Origin of the sequence: Streptomyces sp. NPDC058576 (genome assembly GCF_042718715.1) — a bacterium.
Lineage (GTDB): Bacteria > Actinomycetota > Actinomycetes > Streptomycetales > Streptomycetaceae > Streptomyces.
Map to the genome: position 1 here is coordinate 108,669 of NZ_JBHXPF010000015.1, position 19,260 is coordinate 127,928.

General features: G+C 71.7%; 16 protein-coding genes and 1 tRNA gene. 1 reads left to right on the forward strand and 16 read right to left on the reverse strand.

Going from position 1 to position 19,260, the window contains the following annotated elements; genetic code table 11:
• Positions 1-48: 48 nt before the first annotated feature.
• From glyA to ACFWRV_RS14160, 15 genes are all read right to left on the reverse strand, one after another.
• Positions 49-1,338, reverse strand: a complete 1,290-nt coding sequence (glyA, locus tag ACFWRV_RS14090) for a serine hydroxymethyltransferase (RefSeq protein ID WP_384333318.1) — start codon at positions 1,336-1,338, stop codon at positions 49-51.
• A 157-nt stretch (positions 1,339-1,495) separates the two neighbouring features.
• Positions 1,496-2,137, reverse strand: a complete 642-nt coding sequence (locus ACFWRV_RS14095) for a protein-tyrosine-phosphatase (protein WP_384333321.1) — start codon at positions 2,135-2,137, stop codon at positions 1,496-1,498.
• A complete protein-coding gene (locus ACFWRV_RS14100) occupies positions 2,134-2,781 on the reverse strand; it encodes an L-threonylcarbamoyladenylate synthase (RefSeq protein ID WP_032763084.1) in 648 nt (215 codons plus the stop codon). Before ACFWRV_RS14100 ends, ACFWRV_RS14095 begins: the two co-directional genes overlap by 4 nt.
• A gap of 52 nt (positions 2,782-2,833) precedes the next feature.
• A complete protein-coding gene (gene prmC, locus ACFWRV_RS14105; protein ID WP_384333325.1) occupies positions 2,834-3,679 on the reverse strand; it encodes a peptide chain release factor N(5)-glutamine methyltransferase in 846 nt (281 codons plus the stop codon).
• 46 nt (positions 3,680-3,725) lie between these two features.
• Positions 3,726-4,802 carry a peptide chain release factor 1 gene (gene prfA, locus ACFWRV_RS14110; RefSeq protein ID WP_384333328.1) on the reverse strand — a complete coding sequence of 359 codons (1,077 nt, stop codon included), beginning with the start codon at positions 4,800-4,802 and terminating at the stop codon, positions 3,726-3,728.
• A 158-nt stretch (positions 4,803-4,960) separates the two neighbouring features.
• Positions 4,961-5,185, reverse strand: a complete 225-nt coding sequence (gene rpmE / locus ACFWRV_RS14115) for a 50S ribosomal protein L31 (protein ID WP_205084744.1) — start codon at positions 5,183-5,185, stop codon at positions 4,961-4,963.
• Between the two features lie 165 nt (positions 5,186-5,350).
• Positions 5,351-6,454, reverse strand: a complete 1,104-nt coding sequence (locus tag ACFWRV_RS14120) for an LCP family protein (RefSeq protein ID WP_384333331.1) — start codon at positions 6,452-6,454, stop codon at positions 5,351-5,353.
• Positions 6,455-6,727: 273 nt separating this feature from the next.
• A complete protein-coding gene (locus tag ACFWRV_RS14125) occupies positions 6,728-8,482 on the reverse strand; it encodes a trypsin-like serine protease (RefSeq protein WP_384333334.1) in 1,755 nt (584 codons plus the stop codon).
• 306 nt (positions 8,483-8,788) lie between these two features.
• The gene (rho, locus tag ACFWRV_RS14130; protein ID WP_384333337.1) at positions 8,789-10,834 is read right to left on the reverse strand and encodes a transcription termination factor Rho; all 2,046 of its coding nucleotides are present in this window, start codon (positions 10,832-10,834) and stop codon (positions 8,789-8,791) included.
• 389 nt (positions 10,835-11,223) lie between these two features.
• A complete protein-coding gene (thrB, locus tag ACFWRV_RS14135; protein WP_384333340.1) occupies positions 11,224-12,141 on the reverse strand; it encodes a homoserine kinase in 918 nt (305 codons plus the stop codon).
• 359 nt (positions 12,142-12,500) lie between these two features.
• On the reverse strand, positions 12,501-13,571 hold the full coding sequence (gene thrC / locus ACFWRV_RS14140) for a threonine synthase (protein WP_384333343.1): 1,071 nt from the start codon (positions 13,569-13,571) through the stop codon (positions 12,501-12,503).
• 7 nt (positions 13,572-13,578) lie between these two features.
• On the reverse strand, positions 13,579-14,877 hold the full coding sequence (locus tag ACFWRV_RS14145; protein WP_384333373.1) for a homoserine dehydrogenase: 1,299 nt from the start codon (positions 14,875-14,877) through the stop codon (positions 13,579-13,581).
• A gap of 153 nt (positions 14,878-15,030) precedes the next feature.
• A complete protein-coding gene (gene lysA / locus ACFWRV_RS14150; RefSeq protein WP_384333346.1) occupies positions 15,031-16,422 on the reverse strand; it encodes a diaminopimelate decarboxylase in 1,392 nt (463 codons plus the stop codon).
• Positions 16,423-16,455: 33 nt separating this feature from the next.
• Complete coding sequence (gene nrtL, locus ACFWRV_RS14155; protein ID WP_384333349.1) at positions 16,456-17,526, reverse strand: ArgS-related anticodon-binding protein NrtL; 1,071 nt, start codon at positions 17,524-17,526, stop codon at positions 16,456-16,458.
• Positions 17,527-17,637: 111 nt separating this feature from the next.
• Positions 17,638-18,051: a response regulator gene (locus ACFWRV_RS14160; protein WP_384333352.1), complete on the reverse strand. Its 414-nt coding sequence runs from the start codon at positions 18,049-18,051 to the stop codon at positions 17,638-17,640.
• Positions 18,052-18,262: 211 nt separating this feature from the next.
• Between ACFWRV_RS14160 and ACFWRV_RS14165 the strand changes: the two genes are divergently transcribed.
• A tRNA-Arg gene (locus ACFWRV_RS14165) sits at positions 18,263-18,334 on the forward strand.
• Positions 18,335-18,490: 156 nt separating this feature from the next.
• Here the strand turns inward: ACFWRV_RS14165 and ACFWRV_RS14170 are convergent.
• Positions 18,491-19,054 carry a hypothetical protein gene (locus ACFWRV_RS14170; RefSeq protein ID WP_384333355.1) on the reverse strand — a complete coding sequence of 188 codons (564 nt, stop codon included), beginning with the start codon at positions 19,052-19,054 and terminating at the stop codon, positions 18,491-18,493.
• Positions 19,055-19,260: the final 206 nt, after the last annotated feature.

Below are 19,260 nucleotides of genomic sequence, written 5' to 3' on the forward strand. Positions count from 1 at the left end.
TCTGATGGAAGGACTCAACGGTACGGGTGATGGTTCCATCGGTTGCGCCTACCCCGGATAGGGCGGATTCCGCTCGGCCAGTTCCCGGACCTCCGCCGCGATCGGGCTCACATCGCCCGGCTCCCGTACGGCCGCTCCGAACAGGGCCGCGATGCGGGCCATGTCCCCCTCGTCCATCCCCTGGGTGGTGACGGCGGCGGTGCCCAGGCGGATGCCCCGGGCGTCCCCGTACGGCAGGGCGCAGGTGTCCAGGACCACACCGGCGGCCGCGAGACGCTCCCGGGCGGTGCGGCCGTCGACGCCGAGCGGGGCCGGGTCCGCGACGACGATGTGGGTGTCCGTGCCGCCGGTGGTCACCTCGAACCCCTCCGCCTCCAGACCGGCGGCGAGCACCCGGGCGTGGGCGACGACCTGGTGGGCGTAGAGCGTGTACGCGGGGGTGGCCGCCTCCCCGAACGCGACCGCCTTCGCCGCCACCGTGTGCATCTGGGCCCCGCCCTGCGTGAACGGGAACACCGCCCGGTCGATCCGCTCGGCCAGCTCCGTACCGCACAGGATCATGCCGCCGCGCGGTCCGCGCAGCACCTTGTGCGTGGTGGCGCAGACCACGTCGGCGTACGGGACCGGGTTCGGCGCCGCTCCCCCGGCGATCAGCCCCATCGGGTGCGCGGCGTCGACGATCAGATACGCCCCGACCTCGTCGGCGATCTCCCGGAACAGCGCGTAGTCGGGGTGGCGGGGATAGGAGATCGAACCGCAGACGATCGCCTTGGGCCGGCGGGCGCGGGCCAGGGCGCGCAGCCGGGTGTGATCGATCAGCCCGGTGTCCGGGTCCACCCCGTAGCCGACGAAGTCGAACCAGCGGCCGGAGAAGTTGCCCGGCGCCCCGTGGGTGAGATGTCCCCCGTACGGGAGCCCCATGGCGAGGACCGTGTCGCCGGGGCGCAGCAGCGCGGCATAGGCGGCGAGGACGGCGGAGGAGCCGGAGTGCGGCTGGACGTTGGCGTGTTCGGCGCCGAAGAGGGCGGTGGCCCGGCGTACGGCGATGCGTTCGGCGGCGTCCGCGTGCTCGCAGCCGCCGTGGTGGCGGGCGCCCGGGTACCCCTCGGCGTACTTGTTGGCGAGCGGGGAGCCGAGGGCGGCGAGAACGGCGGGCGAGGTGAAGTTCTCGGCGGCGATCAGCTGGAGGGCGCCTGCCTGCCGGTCCCGCTCCGCGAGGAGGATCCCGGCGATCTCCGGGTCCTGGCGGAGCAGCGCGCCGAAGTCCTGGGGCAGGGCGTCGGGGCGGTCGGGCGCGGGCGGCACGGCCGCGGGTGCGGCGGGAGAGGTGACCGGCATGGGACGGCTCCGGGCCTGGAGGTGGGTGCGCCGGCGAGGGGTGCCGGTGTCAGCTCCAACGTACGCCGGGGCGGTGCGCCGTGCCCGCTGTCGCGGGGCGCCGTACGCCGGTCGGCGCACCGGGGCGGGCACGCGCGGGCCCGGCGCGGGCGCCCGGTCAGTGCGGGGCGCGTACGCCGGTGAGCGCGGTGACGACCGGGTCGAGCGCCTGGTTGATCTCGTCGCCGATGGAGCGGAAGAAGGTGATGGGGGCGCCGTAGGGGTCGTAGACCTCGTCCGCCTCGGCGGTCGGGGCCAGCAGCCAGCCGCGCAGCGCGGCGGCGGCGCGCACCAGGGCGCGGGCGCGCTCGACGACGCCCTCGTCGCGCGGGTCGGGCAGGGTGGCCGGGTCTATGGCCCGTACCAGCCGGGTGAACTCCTTGAGCGTGAAGGTGCGCAGGCCCGCGGAGTGGCCCATCGAGATGACCTGGGCGCGGTGGTCGCGGGTGGCGGTGAGGACCAGGTCGGCGCGGATGACGTGCTCGTCCAGCAGCTCCCGGCCGACGAAGCCGCTGGCGTCCGCGCCGAAGTCGGCGAGGACGACCTCGGCGTTGGCCTCCATGGGCGCGCCTTCATGGCCCCAGGTGCCCGCGCTCTCCACGATGAGGCCGCCGATGAGCGGGTCGCCGAGGCGGTCCACCAGGGCATGGCGGGTCAGCCGCTCGGTGATCGGTGAGCGGCAGACGTTGCCGGTGCTGACGTGGAGGATGCGGAAGGTGTCGGTCCGCCCCGCTATGCCACGCCCCTCGGGGGCGGTCAATTGGCCACCTCGAGGTCGGGGACCACCTTGCGCAGCTCCTCCGCGGAGAGGGCGCCGGCGCGCAGCAGGACCGGGGTGGCGCCGGTGACGTCGACGATGGAGGACGGCACGATGCCGGGCGTCGGGCCGCCGTCGAGGTAGACGGAGACGGAGTCGCCGAGCATGCCCTGGGCGGCGTCGCAGTCCTCGGGCGAGGGGTGTCCGGTGAGGTTGGCGCTGGAGACGGCCATCGGGCCGACCTCGGTGAGCAGCTCGATGGCGACCGGGTGCAGCGGCATCCGGATGGCGACGGTGCCCCGGGTGTCGCCGAGGTCCCACTGGAGGGAGGGCTGGTGCCGGGCGACGAGGGTGAGGGCGCCGGGCCAGAAGGCGTCGACGAGCTCCCAGGCCTCCTCGGAGAAGTCGGTGACCAGGCCGTGCAGGGTGTTCGGCGAGCCGATGAGGACAGGGGTGGGCATGTTGCGGCCCCGTCCCTTGGCGTCGAGCAGGTCCGCGACGGCCTCCGAGGTGAAGGCGTCCGCACCGATCCCGTACACGGTGTCGGTGGGCAGCACGACCAGTTCGCCCCGGCGGACGGCCGATGCGGCCTCGCGCAGGCCCGTGGTCCGGTCGGTGGCGTCGTTGCAGTCGTATCGCCGAGCCATCAGCCGGCCTCCTGGAGCGGGTGCGGGTACGGGTGGTGGTGCCGGGGGCCGGTCACGGCATGGCCTTGCGGGCGGTGGCGAACCGGGGGCGCTTGTTCAGGTCGGGGTGGTCGGCGGCGTCCGCCCAGCCCCGCTCCTCGGTGAAGATCCACGGGACCTGGCCGCCCTGGGTGTCGGCGTGCTCGATGACGACGAGGCCGCCGGGGCGCAGCAGGCGGTGGGCGGTGCGTTCGATGCCGCGGATGGTGTCGAGGCCGTCCTCGCCGGAGAAGAGGGCCATCTCCGGGTCGTGGTCACGGGCCTCGGGGGCGACGTACTCCCATTCGGTGAGCGGGATGTACGGCGGGTTGGAGATCACCAGGTCGACCTGGCCGTCGAGCTCGGGAAGGGCGCTCAGAGCGTCTCCGCGGTGCACGGTGACCCTGGACCCCTCGGCGTTCTTCCGCGTCCACCTGAGGGCGTCCTCGGACAGCTCCACGGCGTGCACGCGCGAGCGGGGGACCTCCTGGGCGATGGCGAGCGCGATGGCGCCCGATCCGGTGCACAGGTCGACGACGACGGGCTCGACGACGTCCATCGCGCGGACGGCGTCTATGGCCCAGCCGACGACGGACTCGGTCTCCGGGCGGGGCACGAAGACGCCGGGCCCCACCTGGAGCTCCAGGTAGCGGAAGAAGGCGCGGCCGGTGATGTGCTGGAGGGGTTCGCGGGCCTCGCGGCGGGCGATCGTCTCCCAGTACCGGGCGTCGAAGTCGGTGTCGGGCACCGCGTGCAGCGCGCCCCGCTTGACCCCGTGGACGTAGGCCGCGAGTTCCTCGGCGTCGAATCGCGGTGAGGGGACACCGGCGTCGGCCAGCCGCTGGGTGGCCTGGGCCACCTCGGCGAGCAGCAGGTTCATCGCGGTTCTCCGTACGGTTTACGGGTGTGCGGGGCGGGCGGGTCGCTTACGCGTTGGCGAGCTTGGCGGCGGAGTCGGCGTCGACGCATGCCTGGATGACGGCGTCGAGTTCGCCGTCGAGCACCTGGTCCAAGTTGTACGCCTTGAAGCCGACGCGGTGGTCCGAGATGCGGTTTTCCGGGAAGTTGTACGTCCGGATCTTCTCGGAACGGTCGACGGTGCGCACCTGGCTGCGGCGGACGTCGGAGGCTTCCTGCTCGGCGGCCTCCTGGGCGGCGGCGAGCAGCCGGGAGCGCAGGATGCGCATGGCCTGCTCCTTGTTCTGGAGCTGGCTCTTCTCGTTCTGGCAGGAGGCGACGACACCGGTCGGCAGGTGCGTGATCCGGACGGCGGAGTCGGTCGTGTTGACGGACTGGCCGCCGGGCCCGGAGGAGCGGTAGACGTCGATGCGCAGGTCGTTGGCGTGGATCTCGACGTCGACCTCCTCGGCCTCGGGGGTGACGAGCACGCCCGCCGCGGAGGTGTGGATGCGGCCCTGGGACTCGGTGGAGGGCACGCGCTGCACACGGTGCACGCCGCCCTCGTACTTCATCCGGGCCCAGACGCCCTGGCCGGGCTCGGTCGCGCCGTTGCCGCCCTTGGTCTTGACCGCGACCTGGACGTCCTTGTAGCCGCCGAGCTCGGACTCGGTGGAGTCGATGATCTCGGTCTTCCAGCCGACGCGCTCGGCGTAGCGCAGGTACATGCGCAGCAGGTCACCGGCGAACAGGGCGGACTCGTCGCCGCCGGCGCCCGCCTTGATCTCCAGGAGCACGTCCTTGTCGTCGCTGGGGTCGCGCGGGACGAGGAGGAGGCGGAGCTTCTCGGTGAGCTCCTCGCGCTGCTTCTCCAGGTCCTTGACCTCGGCGGCGAAGTCGGGGTCGTCCGCGGCGAACTCGCGGGCGGTCTCGATGTCGTCGCCGGTCTGCTTCCAGGCCCGGTACGTGGAGACGATCGGGGTCAGCTCCGCGTAACGCTTGTTCAGCTTGCGCGCGTTGGCCTGGTCGGCATGGACCGACGGATCGGCGAGCTTCTTCTCGAGATCGGTGTGTTCACCGATCAGTTCCTCGACCGCCTCGAACATTCGGGGGCTCCTGGTTGGTCTGGGATCTGCGGGCCTGCTGGAGGGCGTACTGCCCGGTGGGGTGTCCGGCGGGGGCTTCCCCCCGGGCACCCGACCGGAAAAAACGCCGGTTCCGACGCCCCCGGGAAGAGGGCGCCAGGAACCGGCGCAGTGGCTCGCTACTTGCTGGCGGAGCCGGCAGCCTTGCCGAAGCGGGCCTCGAAGCGGGCCACGCGGCCGCCGGTGTCGAGGATCTTCTGCTTGCCCGTGTAGAACGGGTGGCACTCGGAGCAGACGTCGGCACGGATCGCGCCGCTGTCGAGGGTGCTCCGGGTGGTGAACGACGCACCGCAGGTGCAGCTGACCTGCGTCTCGACGTACTCGGGGTGGATGTCGCGCTTCAAGGTGTCTCCTAGTTTCGGGAGGGCGCCGGGTCGTCCGCGCGGATTTGCGGGGCCGTGAACCGGGGCCGACGTATCAGTCTGCCAGGACCGGCCGTATCTCCCAAAACCGGGGGCGGAGCGCAGGTATTCCCGCCACGGGCCGCGCACACAGGGTGACCGGTGAAGCTACTCGACGACCTTCGCGGCGTCGCCCTTGTCTCCGGCCGACTTCTCGATGGCGGAGGCGGGGATCGGCCGGTCCTTCTTGAGGGCGGCCCAGACCTGCCGGCCGGCCTTCTCCTGCGGCAGGACCCGGTTCGGGTCGGCCGGGTCGTACTCCACGGGCAGGGTCACCATGTGGACGTTGTCGGCGCCCAGCCCCTTGAGGCCGTTCGCGAAGCCGGTGAGCTTCTTGACGGAGCCGAGGCCGGAGTCGGTGGTGACGGCCTTGGTGGCGGCGTCCGCGAGACCGTAGAGCTTCTTGGGGCTGGAGAACACCCCGACACTCTTCGCCTGTTCCATCAGCGCCTTGATGAACGCCTGCTGGAGCTGGATGCGTCCCAGGTCGCTGCCGTCGCCGACGCTCTTGCGGGTACGGACGAGTCCGAGGGACTCCTCACCGTTCAGGGTGTGGGTGCCGGGCTCCAGGTTCAGGTGGCTCTTGGAGTCGTCGATCGCGGTCTTCGTGGTGATCTCGACGCCGCCGAGCTCGTCGATGAGCTTCTTGAAGCCGGTGAAGTCGACTTCCAGATAGTGGTCCGTGCGGATGCCGGACATCGACTCGACGGTCTTCACCGCGCAGGCGGGCCCGCCGACCTCGTAGGCGGTGTTGAACATCGCCCGGTGCTCGGCCGGGACCTGGTCGCCGGTGGTGTCGCTCTCGCAGCTGGGGCGCTCTATCAGGGTGTCGCGCGGTATCGAGACGACGCTCGCGGACTTGTGGCCCTTGTCGACGTGGACGACCATCGCCGTGTCGGAGCGGGCCGCGCCCTCGTCCTCGCCGTACTTCCCGTTGTCGCCGGAGCGCGAGTCGGAGCCCAGCACCAGGATGTCCTGCGAGCCGTCGTCCACGTCGTCGGGACGGTCGGTGCCGAGCTTGGCGTCGATGTCGACGCTGGAGAGGTTGCCGTCGAGCGCCATGTACGCGTAGCCGAGCCCGGCCCCGCCGACGACCACGACTCCCGCCGCCGTCCAGGCCGCGATGACCTTGGCGCGGCGCCTGCGGGACGGCTTCCTCCGTCGGCTGCCGGTGCCGCGTATGCGGCCCGTGCTCCTGCTCTGCTCGCTCACGCGTCTCCCTCGTCACTCCTGTTGCCCGTCTGCCCCCTGCCGTGGTGATCCACGCCCGGTCGGCCTCTCCTGTTGGGACGGCCGAAGCACCAAGAAGGGTTGCATACGCGCCTGTGGCCCCCGTCGGAGGACGGGGGCCACAGGCCTTACGGGCGTACGAGCCGTGAGGCGGCGTTCACCTGGGGTTTCGTGCCCGGTGCAGCGAAGTGGTGGCCGGGCCCGGGACCGCGGCCGGTGTGGCCAAGGTCTCGGGCCGGCCCGCTCCGGCCGGGATCAGCCGAAGAGGTTGTAGTTGTTGGCTCCGGTGCCCAGCAGCTTGCGGGCGCCGAAGATGTCGCTGTTGGCCTTGCCCGTGCCCGGGTAGAGGTACAGCTCCCCGCTCTTCACGCGGACGATGATGTCCGCGTGGCCGTCGCCGGTGAAGTCACCGGTGGTGACCAGGGCGGTGGCCACGTCCCAGGTCCGGACGAGGACCTTGGGCGCGAACGGGGCACTCGCCTTGCCGGTGCCCTTGAAGAGGTACATCTTGCCGCCGCTGCCCCGGGCGATGATGTCGGCCTTGCCGTCGTTGGTGAAGTCGCCGCTGCCGCGGACCATGGTGTAGCTCAGGCCACCGCCGCCGACCTTGGTCCGGGCGGCGAAGGTGCCGTCGCCCTTGCCCGGGTACAGCCAGAAGCCGCCGGAGGAGTCGGTCGAGAGGATGTCCGGGTGGCCGTCGCCCGTCAGGTCGCCGGGGGCGAGGATCTGCTTGCGGGTGCCCCAGCCGGTGGCCAGCTGCTTGACGTTCCATTCCTGGGACGCCCTGCTGTACCACTGCCAGTACAGGTTGCCGTCCTGGCCGCGCATCAGGAGGTCCTGCTCGTCGTCCCGGTTGAGGTCCGTCTGCAGCAGGACGTTGATGCCGCCCCAGTCGTCACCGAACTCCTTCTTCGCCATCCCGCTGCCCGTCGAGGCGAACAGGTACAGGGCGTCGTCGGACGCACTGCGCGCGATGAGGTCCGCACGGTGGTCGTAGGTGGGATTCGTGTCGTAGGCCCGCGCGTTGACCGCGGGGGTGTAGGTGGTCATCTTGGCGAAGACGCTGTACGCGCCCTCTCCGACACAGTCCTCGATACCCCACGACACGATGCCGGCCAGCTTGCCGCCGATCACCAGCGGGCCGCCGGAGTCACCGTTGCACGACCCGGTGGTCTCCGCGTCGGTCGCGCCCGTCTTGCCGGCGCAGACCATGTGGCCCGCCACGAAGTAGTTGCTGGTGTACGAGTCGCGGCATGCCGCGTCCGAGACGATCGGGATCGTCGCCGAGCGCAGGGTCGTGGAGATGTCGTCGCTGGCGGAGGAGGTACGGCCCCAGCCGTAGACCTTCGCCTGCGTGCCCGGCGCGTAGAGCGCGGTGTCGGTGTTCGACGCCAGCGGCAGCGGCTTGGCCGGAAGCGCACGGTCCACGGTCAGCACGGCGACGTCGTTGTCGGCCGCGCCGTCGTTGTCCCGGTACAGCGGATGGCTCCACTGGCGGTAGGGCAACGCGACGAACTCGGTGTCGCTCGGCTCGATGGAGGCGTTGCCGACCGCGACGACGCCGTACTGCCCCCAGTCGTAACCGTCCACGCAGTGCGCGGCCGTGGCGATCTTGGTGGGCGCGATGACCACGCCGCCGCAGAAGAAGCCGGTGCCGTCCGGGGCGGAGTACCAGAGCTGCGCCATCCACGGCGCGGCGGAGATCGGTGTCTCCGTGCCGCCGATGACCATCGGCGTGGGTGTGGGGCCGTCGCCCCGGGAGAACTCGGCGGGCGGAAGCGTCTTGCGCTCTGCCGCCGCGGCGTCGGCGATCCGCTCGCGCAGCACCGAGTCGGGCGGGGAGACGGGCCGTTCGGCAGCTGCCGCGGACAGCGAGGGCGCCGGCTCCTCGGCCTGGGACGTGGACATCGTCAGCGTCGTGCCGACGAGGGCGAGAACGGTGACGGCAGCCGCCGGAACGGCGAGTCTGAGCCGGCGCGCGTGCCGGCCCCCCGTGGTGCGTATGTGCACGAGGTGATCCTTCGGATAAGAACCGGCGAGACGGAAAAGCCCCACCGGTCGGGAAACGGCGGGGATGCGTGAACTGCGCACAGCGCAGGGCGGATCACCGCAGGGCTCACGCCTCTGCCGTTCCGCCTCGATGGCCCCCCACCTCAACTGGCCCAAATATTACGTGAGTAACAACGGAAGGGGAATGTGCAGAGAAAGAAAAGAAGAAGAAAAGGGAACCGTGGCGAAGAAAAAGGACTCCGCCCCTCACCGAAGTGAGGGGCGGAGTCCTGGAAGACCTGTCCGGTCCGACGCGCGGCCGGTCGGTCAGTCGTTGCCGTTTCCGCTGCCCGGCGTCGTCTTCTGGATCTGGAGCAGGAACTCCGCGTTGGACTGGGTCTTCTTCATCCGGTCCAGGAGGAGTTCGATCGCCTGCTGCTGGTCGAGCGCGTGCAGCACCCGGCGCAGCTTCCAGACGACGGCCAGCTCGTCGGTGCCGAGCAGGATCTCTTCCTTACGGGTGGAGGACGCGTCGACGTCCACCGCCGGGAAGATGCGCTTGTCCGAGAGCTTCCGGTCGAGCTTGAGCTCCATGTTGCCGGTGCCCTTGAACTCCTCGAAGATCACCTCGTCCATGCGCGAGCCGGTCTCGACGAGCGCGGTGGCCAGGATGGTCAGCGAGCCGCCGTCCTCGATGTTGCGCGCGGCGCCGAAGAAGCGCTTCGGGGGGTAGAGCGCGGTCGAGTCGACACCACCGGAGAGGATGCGGCCGGAGGCCGGCGCCGCGAGGTTGTACGCGCGGCCCAGGCGGGTGATCGAGTCGAGCAGGACGACCACGTCGTGACCCAGCTCGACGAGGCGCTTGGCGCGCTCGATGGCCAGCTCCGCGACGGTGGTGTGGTCCTCGGCGGGACGGTCGAAGGTCGAGGAGATGACCTCGCCCTTCACCGACCGCTGCATGTCGGTGACCTCTTCCGGACGCTCGTCGACCAGGACGACCATCAGGTGGCACTCGGGGCTGTTGACCGTGATCGCGTTGGCGATGGCCTGCAGGATCATGGTCTTGCCGGTCTTCGGCGGAGCCACGATGAGCCCGCGCTGCCCCTTGCCGATCGGGGCCACCAGGTCGATGATCCGCGTCGTCAGGATGTTGGAGTCGGTCTCCAGGCGGAGCCGGTCCTGCGGGTAGAGCGGGGTCAGCTTCTGGAACTCCGGGCGGCCGCGGCCGGACTCGGGGGCCATGCCGTTGACCGAGTCGAGGCGGACCAGCGCGTTGAACTTCTCGCGCCGCTCGCCGTCCTTGGGCTGGCGCACCGCGCCGGTGACGTGGTCGCCCTTGCGCAGGCCGTTCTTGCGGACCTGGGCGAGCGAGACGTACACGTCGTTCGGGCCCGGCAGGTAGCCGGAGGTCCGGATGAACGCGTAGTTGTCGAGGATGTCCAGGATGCCCGCGACGGGGATCAGCACGTCGTCGTCGGCCACCTGCACGTCGCTCGCGAAGTCGTCGCGGCCACGGCGGCCACGGCGGTCGCGGTAGCGGCCACGACGGCCACGGCGGCCGCCCGCCTCGTCGTCGAAGTCGTCCTGCGGACCGTTGTCGCGGTTCTGCTGGCCCTGGCCCCCACCCTGGCCCTGGCGCTGCGGGCGCTGCCCGCCGCCGCCCTGCTGGCCCTGGTCGTCGCCCTTGCCGCGACGGTCGCGCTGACGCTCGCGGCGGCCCTCACGGTCGCCGCGGTCGCCGCGGTCCCGGCCCTGACGGTCGCCGCGACGGCCCTCGGCCGTGTCGGTGGCCGCCTCGGCCTTGGCGTCGCCCTTCGGCTCGGCACGCTCCTCGGTCTTCTGCTCGGCCTGGGGCTCCGACGCGGCCGTGGCCTCGGTCTTCGCCTCGGCCTTGGTGTCGGGGCTGCCCGCCTGCGCGGTGGCACGGCGCCGGCGACGCTCGCCCGCGGGCTGGTCGTCGCTGGCCGGCTGACCGGGGATGTCGATCTGCTGCTGGGCGGCCGTGTCCTTCTCGGCGGCGGCAGCGGCGCCCTCGTCCCCGGTGCGCGCCTTCGAGGTCGCGCGGCGCTTGGGCTTGCTCTCCGCCTCGGCGGGGGCCTCTGCGGCCTTGGAGGAGGTCTTGGGGGCGGCGGATCCGCCACCCGCCTGCGCCTCCTTGATGACCTCGATCAGCTGGCTCTTGCGCATCCGCGCGGTGCCCCTGATGCCGAGGCCGGACGCGACCTGCTGCAGCTCGGCCAGGACCATGCCCTCGAGGCCGGTGCCGGAGCGGCGGCGCCGTGCGGTGGTGCCAGTGGCAGCACCTTCGGCGGGCGCGGCGCTGTCGACGTTCTTGTCGGCAGTCACGCCCATCAGATCGGTGGTGTCGCTCACGAAGGGTCCTTCCCTGGAGCGGACGTCGGCCTTCTGGCTCGGCGACCGGTTGTGCTGTCCGACTGCGGTCTGTTGATCTTGCTGGATCGCGGACCTTGCCGGGGCGGTGGTCCGCCGGGTACGGCGGAGAGATGAACGTGCGGGGTCCGGCGCGAGATCCCCCTGCTCGGCCCACTCCTGGACGAGCGAGGGGTGTCGTGCCGGTTCCGGAGCGTGCTCGAAACTGCTCAGGCAGGCTGCTCAGGCAGTTGGGGAGGCTCCCGGAAGAATGGTGGTCCCGGAGGGGGACACGAAGCAACGCGCCTCAAAGACGTCGGTTGCAGACTTGAGGTTAACACTACCGGCTCCAACAAACATTCCCCCTCTCGCTCACCGGTAATCACATGCGGTTACGCGGCCAGCGGCAGCACGCTGGCGCCCGTCGCGTCGAGGGCCAGCCGGTTCGCCGCCCAGCCCTCCCCCGCCAGTCGGGCGACCTTGTCGGCCGATCCCTCCTCCGTCAGGGCGAGGACCGTGGGTCCCGCGCCGGAGATGACCGCGGGCACGCCGTCGGCGCGCAGGCGGTGCACCAGCTCCACGCTCTCCGGCATGGCCGGGCCGCGGTATTCCTGGTGGATCCGGTCCTCGGTGGCGGCGAGGAGCAGCTCGGGGCGCCGGGTCAGGGCCTCGACGAGCAGGGCCGCCCGGCCGGCGTTGAGGGCCGCGTCGACGTGCGGGACGGTGCGCGGGAGCAGGCCGCGCGCCGTCTCGGTGAGCACCGGGCGGCCGGGTACGAAGACGACGGGTACGACGGAGTCGGCGGGGTCCATCCGGATCGCCCGGGCCGAGCCGCCGTCCATCCAGGCGAGGGTGAATCCGCCGAGCAGACAGGCCGCGACGTTGTCGGGGTGCCCCTCGATCTCGGTCGCCAGCTCCAGCAGGGCCGCGTCGTCGAGGCGGGCGTCGCCGCCGGTGGTCACGGCGCGGGCGGCGACGATTCCGGCGCAGATGGCGGCGGAGGAGGAGCCGAGGCCGCGGCCGTGCGGGATCCGGTTGGCGCAGACGATCTCCAGCCCGCGGGGCTGGCCGCCGAGCAGGTCGAACGCGGTGCGCAGGGAGCGCACGAGCAGGTGGCTCTCGTCGCGGGGCAGGTTCTCGCTGCCCTCACCTGCGATGTCGATGTGCAGCCCGGAGTCGGCGACCCGGACGACGACGTCGTCGTACAGCCCCAGCGAGAGGCCCAGGGCGTCGAAACCCGGGCCCAGGTTGGCGCTGGTTGCGGGGACGCGCACCCGGACGGCGGCGGCTCGGAACGCGGGACCGGCCATCGGTCGGACCACTCCTTGTAAGGCGGCGGGGATGCAGTGCGGTGGATCTGCGGCGGCGGGGTCTGCGGGGACGGGGGCGGTACCGAGTGCGCACCGGGACGTACAGGGGATCCGGTGGCCCGCCCCGCGTTCGCCCACGACGGCTGCCGTACCGCAACGGACCGTCGGGCGGGTGTCGGGCGGATGGGGTACAGCTTATCGAAGGAAGGTTCTGCCGCGACATAGGGCGCACAGGAGGCGCACGATGCGTGTCGCCCGCCTCCTATGCGCTCTCCGCCCCGGAAAGAGGGCGGTTGAGCTGGGTCGTCGTGATTGACCGGGTGGACCGCGGCGGCTGCCGCGGCCCGCCCGGCACCGGGTCAGACGAGGCCGAGCTTCTCGGCGGCGGTGGCCGCGTCGACCGGGACCGTGACCGGCTGCGGGGCGCCCGCGACGGCCCAGTCGGGGTCCTTGAGGCCGTTGCCGGTGACGGTGCAGACGATGCGCTGGCCGGGGTCGACCTTGCCCTCTTCGGCGGCCTTGAGCAGACCGGCGACGGAAGCGGCCGACGCGGGCTCCACGAAGACGCCCTCCTGGGAGGCCAACAGCCGGTAGGCGGACAGGATCTGCCGGTCCGTCACCTCGTCGATGAAGCCGCCCGACTCGTCGCGCGCGGCGAGCGCGTAGTTCCAGGAGGCCGGGTTGCCGATGCGGATCGCGGTGGCGATGGTGGAGGGGTCCTTGACGACCTCGCCCCGCACGATGGGCGCGGAACCGGAGGCCTGGAAGCCCCACATGCGCGGGGAGCGGGTCGAGACGCCGTCACCGGCGTACTCGGTGTACCCCTTCCAGTACGCGGTGATGTTGCCCGCGTTGCCGACCGGCAGGACGTGGATGTCGGGGGCGTCGCCGAGCGCGTCGACGATCTCGAACGCGGCGGTCTTCTGGCCCTCGATGCGGACCGGGTTGACCGAATTGACCAGTGCCACCGGGTAGTTGTCCGAGAGCGCGCGGGCCAGCGTGAGGCAGTCGTCGAAGTTGCCGTCGACCTGGAGGATCTTGGCGCCGTGCACGAGGGCCTGGCCCATCTTGCCGAGCGCGATCTTGCCCTGCGGTACGAGGACGGCGCAGACCATGCCCGCGCGCACCGCGTACGCCGCGGCGGAGGCCGAGGTGTTGCCGGTGGAGGCGCAGATGACGGCCTTCGCGCCCTCCTCCTTGGCCCGGGTGATGGCCATGGTCATGCCTCGGTCCTTGAAGGAGCCGGTGGGGTTGGCGCCCTCGACCTTGAGGTGCACCTCGCAGCCCGTGCGCTCGGAGAGGACCTGCGCCGGTACGAGCGGCGTACCGCCCTCACGAAGCGTGACGACCGGCGTCGTCGCCGTGACCGGCAGCCGGTCCCGGTACTCCTCGATGATGCCGCGCCACTGGTGGGTGCCCTTGCTGGTCATGGGTCCTTTACTCCCCTTCAACACGCATGATGCTGGCGACACCGCGCACGGTGTCGAGCTTGCGCAGCGCTTCGACGGTCCCGGAGAGGGCGGCGTCGGGCGCGCGGTGGGTGACGACGACGAGGGATGCCTCGCCGTCCGAGTCCGGCCGGCCTTGTTGGCGGACCGTGTCGATGGACACGCCCTGCTCGGCGAAGACCGTCGCGACCTGGGCGAGCACGCCCGGCTTGTCGGCCACGTCGAGGCTGATGTGGTAGCGCGTGACGACCTCGCCCATGGGGCTGACCGGCAGGCGCGTGTAGGCGGACTCACCGGGTCCGGTGGCCTCGCCCAGTTTGTTGCGGCAGACCGCGACGAGGTCGCCGAGGACCGCGGACGCGGTCGGCGAGCCGCCGGCGCCGGGCCCGTAGAACATGAGCTGTCCGGCGGCGTCGGCCTCGATGAACACCGCGTTGTACGCCTCGCGGACGGAGGCCAGCGGGTGGCTGAGCGGGATCATCGCGGGGTGCACGCGGGCGGTGACGGAGGCCCCGTCGGCGGCGCGCTCGCAGATGGCCAGCAGCTTGACGGTGCAGCCCATCCGGCGGGCGGACGCGATGTCGGCGGCGGAGACCTCGGTGATGCCCTCGCGGTGCACGTCGCCGATCTTCACGCGGGTGTGGAAGGCGATCCCGGCGAGGATGGCGGCCTTGGCGGCGGCGTCGAAGCCCTCGACGTCGGCGGTCGGGTCGGCCTCGGCGTACCCGAGGGCGGTGGCCTCGTCGAGCGCCTCGGAGTAGCCGGCGCCGCTGGTGTCCATCTTGTCGAGGATGAAGTTGGTCGTGCCGTTGACGATGCCGAGCACCCGGTTGACCTTGTCCCCGGCGAGCGACTCGCGCAGCGGCCGCACCAGCGGGATGGCCCCGGCGACGGCGGCCTCGTAGTACAGGTCGCGGCCGTACTTCTCGGCGGCGGCGTGCAGGGCGGCGCCGTCCTCGGCGAGCAGCGCCTTGTTGGCGGAGACGACGCTCGCGCCGTTCTCGAACGCGGTGGTGATGAGCGCCCTGGCAGGCTCGATGCCCCCGATGACCTCGATGACGACGTCGATGTCGCCGCGCTCCACGAGCGCGGTCGCGTCGGTGGTGATCAGTGCGGGGTGGATGCCCTCACGCACCTTCGAGGGCCGGCGGACGGCCACACCGGCGAGCTCGACGGGCGCGCCGATGCGCGCCGCGAGGTCGTCGGCGTGCGTCGTCATGATGCGCGCCACCTCTGAGCCGACCACACCACAGCCCAGCAGCGCCACCTTCAGCGGACGCGTACGCATCATCCGACCTCGTTTCTCATACCTAGACCCTCCGGCGATGTGGGGGCGGCGTCCCACCCTCCCATCGCCGGAAGGTCATGCTCATTGGGGACCAGTCTCACTCACCGGACGGGAGTTTCTGACCCTCGTCCGGATCCTGAGATGACTATTTCATCAGCCGACATCGAGGCGCAGGAGATCTTCCTCCGTCTCGCGCCGGACGATCACACGCGCCTCGCCGTCGCGCACCGCGACGACCGGCGGGCGCAGTGCGTGGTTGTAGTTGCTCGCCATGGAGCGGCAGTACGCGCCGGTGGCGGGGACGGCGATCAGGTCGCCGGGGGCCAGGTCGGCGGGGAGGAACGCGTCCTTGACCACGATGTCGCCGCTCTCGCAGTGCTTGCCGACGACCCGGACGAGCATCGGTTCGGCGTTCGAGGTCCGCGAGACGAGCGCGACGCTGTACTCGGCGTCGTACAGGGCGGTGCGGATGTTGTCCGACATGCCGCCGTCGACGCTGACGTACGTCCGCAGCCCCTCCAGGGGCTTGATGGTGCCGACCTCGTACAGCGTGAACGCGGTGGGTCCGACGATGGCCCGGCCCGGCTCCACGGAGATGCGCGGGGTACGCAGCTTCGCGGCCTCGCACTCGCGGGTGACGATGTCGCTGAGCGCCTTGGCGATCTCGTGCGGCTCGCGGGGGTCGTCGTCGGAGGTGTACGCGATGCCGAGGCCGCCGCCGAGGTCGATCTCGGGCAGTTCGACGCCGTGCTCGTCGCGGATCTCGGCGAGGAGCTGCACCACGCGCCGGGCGGAGACCTCGAAGCCGGCCATGTCGAAGATCTGCGAGCCGATGTGCGAGTGGACGCCGATGAGTTCGAGCCCGTCGAGGGAGAGCGCGCGGCGCACCGCCTCGGCGGCCTGCCCGTCGGCGAGCGCGATGCCGAACTTCTGGTCCTCGTGCGCGGTGGCGATGAACTCGTGGGTGTGGGCCTCGACGCCTACGGTGACGCGGATCTGCACGCGCTGGCGGACGCCGTGGCGCTGGGCGATGTGGGCGACGCGGACGATCTCCTGGAAGGAGTCGAGCACGATCCGCCCGACGCCGGCCTCGACGGCCCGCTCGATCTCGGCGACGGTCTTGTTGTTGCCGTGGAAGGCGATGCGCTCGGCGGGCATGCCGGCGTCGAGGGCGGTGGTCAGCTCGCCCCCGGAGCACACATCAAGATTCAGCCCTTCCTCCTTGAGCCAGCGCACGACGGCGCGGGAGAGGAAGGCCTTCCCGGCGTAGAAGACGTCGGCGTCCGGCCCGAAGGCCTCGGCCCAGGCCCGGCAGCGGGCCCGGAAGTCGCTCTCGTCGAGGAAGTAGGCGGGGGTGCCGAACTCCTCGGCGAGCCGGGCGACGGCGATCCCGCCGACGGTGAGCGCGCCGTCCGCGTCGCGGGTGACGGTACGCGACCAGACCTTCTCGTCGAGGACGTTGAGGTCGGCGGCGGGCGCGGAGTAGTGGCCCTCGGTCAGCACGTCGGCGTGACGGGGTCCTGCGGGGTGTGCGGAGCGGCTCATCGTGTTCGTTCTCTCGGGTCTCTTCTGATCGCGTCAGAGGTGTTCGGGCGCACGGATGCCGAGCAGGGACAGGCCGCCTGCCAGCACCGTCCCGGCGGCTTCGGCGAGGGCCAGCCGGGCACGGTGGGCGGCCGAGGGTTTCTCGTCACCGGCGGGCAGGGGCGGGCAGGAGTCGTGGAAGTCGAAGAACGCGTGCGCGACGGCTTCCAGCTGCCGGGCGACCCGGTCGGGCGCGCGGTGACGGGCCCCGGCGAGCAGGGCGCCGGGGTGGTCGGCGATGAGGTCGAGGAGGGGGCGGGCGGCGGCGTCGTACGCAGTCGTCGCGGCGGGCTCGGCGGTGAAGCCGAGGAGGGCGGCCCCGCGGGTGAGGGCGCGGGCCCTGGCGTGGGCGTAGCGGACCCGGAAGAGCGGATTGGCCTCGCCCTGGACGAGCAGTTCGGGGCCGAGGGCGGGACGGTCGTGCGCGGCGGTCCGCAGGAGCCCCCAGCGGGTCGCGTCGGGCCCGAGCCGCTCCAGCAGCTCCCCCGCGGTGGCCCCGGCGGGGACGGGCCGGAGCGCGGGGAGCGGCACGGGGGGCGTCCCGTGCGCGTCGACGGTGACGCCGAGGCGGGCCCAGTCCGGGTCGGGCTCCGGTGCGCAGGTGGTCCGGACCCGGGCGCCCTGGGCCATGAGGAGCCGGCGGACGGCATGGGCGGTGACGGCGGCGCGTACCTCCCGCGCGTGGTGGAGCTGGAGGATCTCGTCCCGGAGCGCGTCCCCGTGCCCGTACGCGAGGCCCTGTTCCCGTACGGCGTCGAGCACGGCCCGGTCGCTCTCGGCCGGGGCGTCGAGGGTGAAGCTCAGGAAGCCCGGCCCGGTGATCTCGACCCGCCCGACGCCGGGCTCGGCGGCGACGCGTTCGCGCAGGATGCGGGCGACCTCCAGGGCGGGCAGCGCGGCGGGCCCGGCGAGCTGGAGCGCGACGGCGCAGGCGTAGTCGCCGCTGCCGCCGGGCCGGGTCCGCTCCACCCGCACGCGCGCGGGCACGGGCGCGCGCAACGCATCCTCGTCGACCGCGCGGCGCACGGCGTGCAGCACGGTCCGGGAGATGTCGGCGGGGGTCACGGGTCAAGCGTAGGTGAGAGAGGGGGGCACTCCGCGACCCGGTTTCGCCATCCGGTCAGCCGGACGCCCTTTCGCCGCCCCACCCGGCCGGACGCCGATTCCCAGCGCCGGTCAGCCGGCGGTGCTCCCCGCCCGCCCGGCACCGCGCCGCCCGTCCGCCGAGGGCGCTTCCTCCCCGGTCACCAGCCGGTGCATGATCCGCACCAACTCGCTGGGCTCGAACGGCTTCGCCAGGAACGCGTCGACCCCGGCCGCGACGCCCGCGTCGACCTCGTAGGGCGTGCAGGCGCTGATGACGGCGATCGGAAGACGGCGGGTCCTGGGGTCGGAACGGAGGCGGGTGGCGGTCTGGAGACCGTCCAGCCGGGGCATCACGACATCGAGGGTGATCGCGTCGGGACGGACTCTCTCGACCAGGTCCAGGCACTCGACACCATCGGCCGCGGTCACGACCTCGAAGCCCTCCAGCTCGAGATTGACCCTGATCAGCTGCCGGATGACCTTGTTGTCGTCGACAACAAGCACGCGGCCGTACGCCCCTGACACCCTTCGAGAGTAGGTCGGCCGGAGCGACGGCGTCCGGGTTTTGTCCACTTCGGCCCCGGACGGGTGGCGCCCGCCTCCCCGGGCCGCCCGACCGGGAGGAAGAGGCGCGGAAGCACGGCGGAATACCTGTTCACGGACACCCCGCGGGAGCTGGTAGTGTTTCACCCGTCGCAGAGCAACACCGCGATACGCCCCCGTAGCTCAGGGGATAGAGCATCGGCCTCCGGAGCCGGGTGCGCAGGTTCGAATCCTGCCGGGGGCACTTCCGGAATGAGAGCCTGACCTGCATATGTGCGGGTCAGGCTCTTCTCGTTCCGGCCAGGCGCGCGGGAGCTGCCAATCCGATCCTTCTGTGCGTCCGGCTCGGCGGTTCACCGACTCCGCGAGGCGACCGTGGCCACCCCGCGGAGTCTTCCGGTCAGTACTTGCCGTCGACCGGGATCCAGCCGGACCAGGCCTCGGGCTGGTAGAACTTTCCGGTGTCGCCGTCGTAGCGCAGGATGCGCAGCCGTACGTTGCCGGTCTCGCGGTAGTCCTTGTTGCAGGTCGCCCAGGTGTTCACGCCGAGCTTGTTGACGCAGACCTCCTCGGCGCGCCCGTAGTCGGTGTAGACCCCGACGGCCGCGGACATGCCGTCCTTCTTCGTGTCGCCCGCCCAGACGATGTCGCCGTTGTGCTGGAAGCATCCGTTGGAGCCGTAGGCGGCGGTCGCGCCGAGGCATGTGCCCGACGGCGGAGCGGCCTTCGCGGATGCCATCGCGTCCGCCGATGCCGTCGTCTCCGTCTCGTACACCGGGAAGGGGACGTCCGTCCCGGGTTCCGGGGCGGTGCCTTCGACGATCTTCACGTCCGTGGGCATCTGCACTTCGAGGGGGGTCTCCGGAGCGTCGTCCGCCAGCGCCGGCGTCGCGGTGGCGGCCGAGAGAGCGAGTGCCGACGCGGCAGCGAGAACGCTCACCTTCGAGCGCCAGTTTTCACGCATACTTCACTACCCCCGCGCCTGACCTCGGTGAAGAGATCATCAACTATCACATGTGAACAGGGTGTGAGCCTAAGAGATCGCCGTGACGGATGGAAGGGGCTCCTGTGACGCACGTGCTCGGTGAGGCTCCTGGTGATGCGCGTCGCCCGTGCGCCGAAGGCGGGTGAGAGCGCCGAGGGGGGCCGGCACACGGTTGTGTGCCGGCC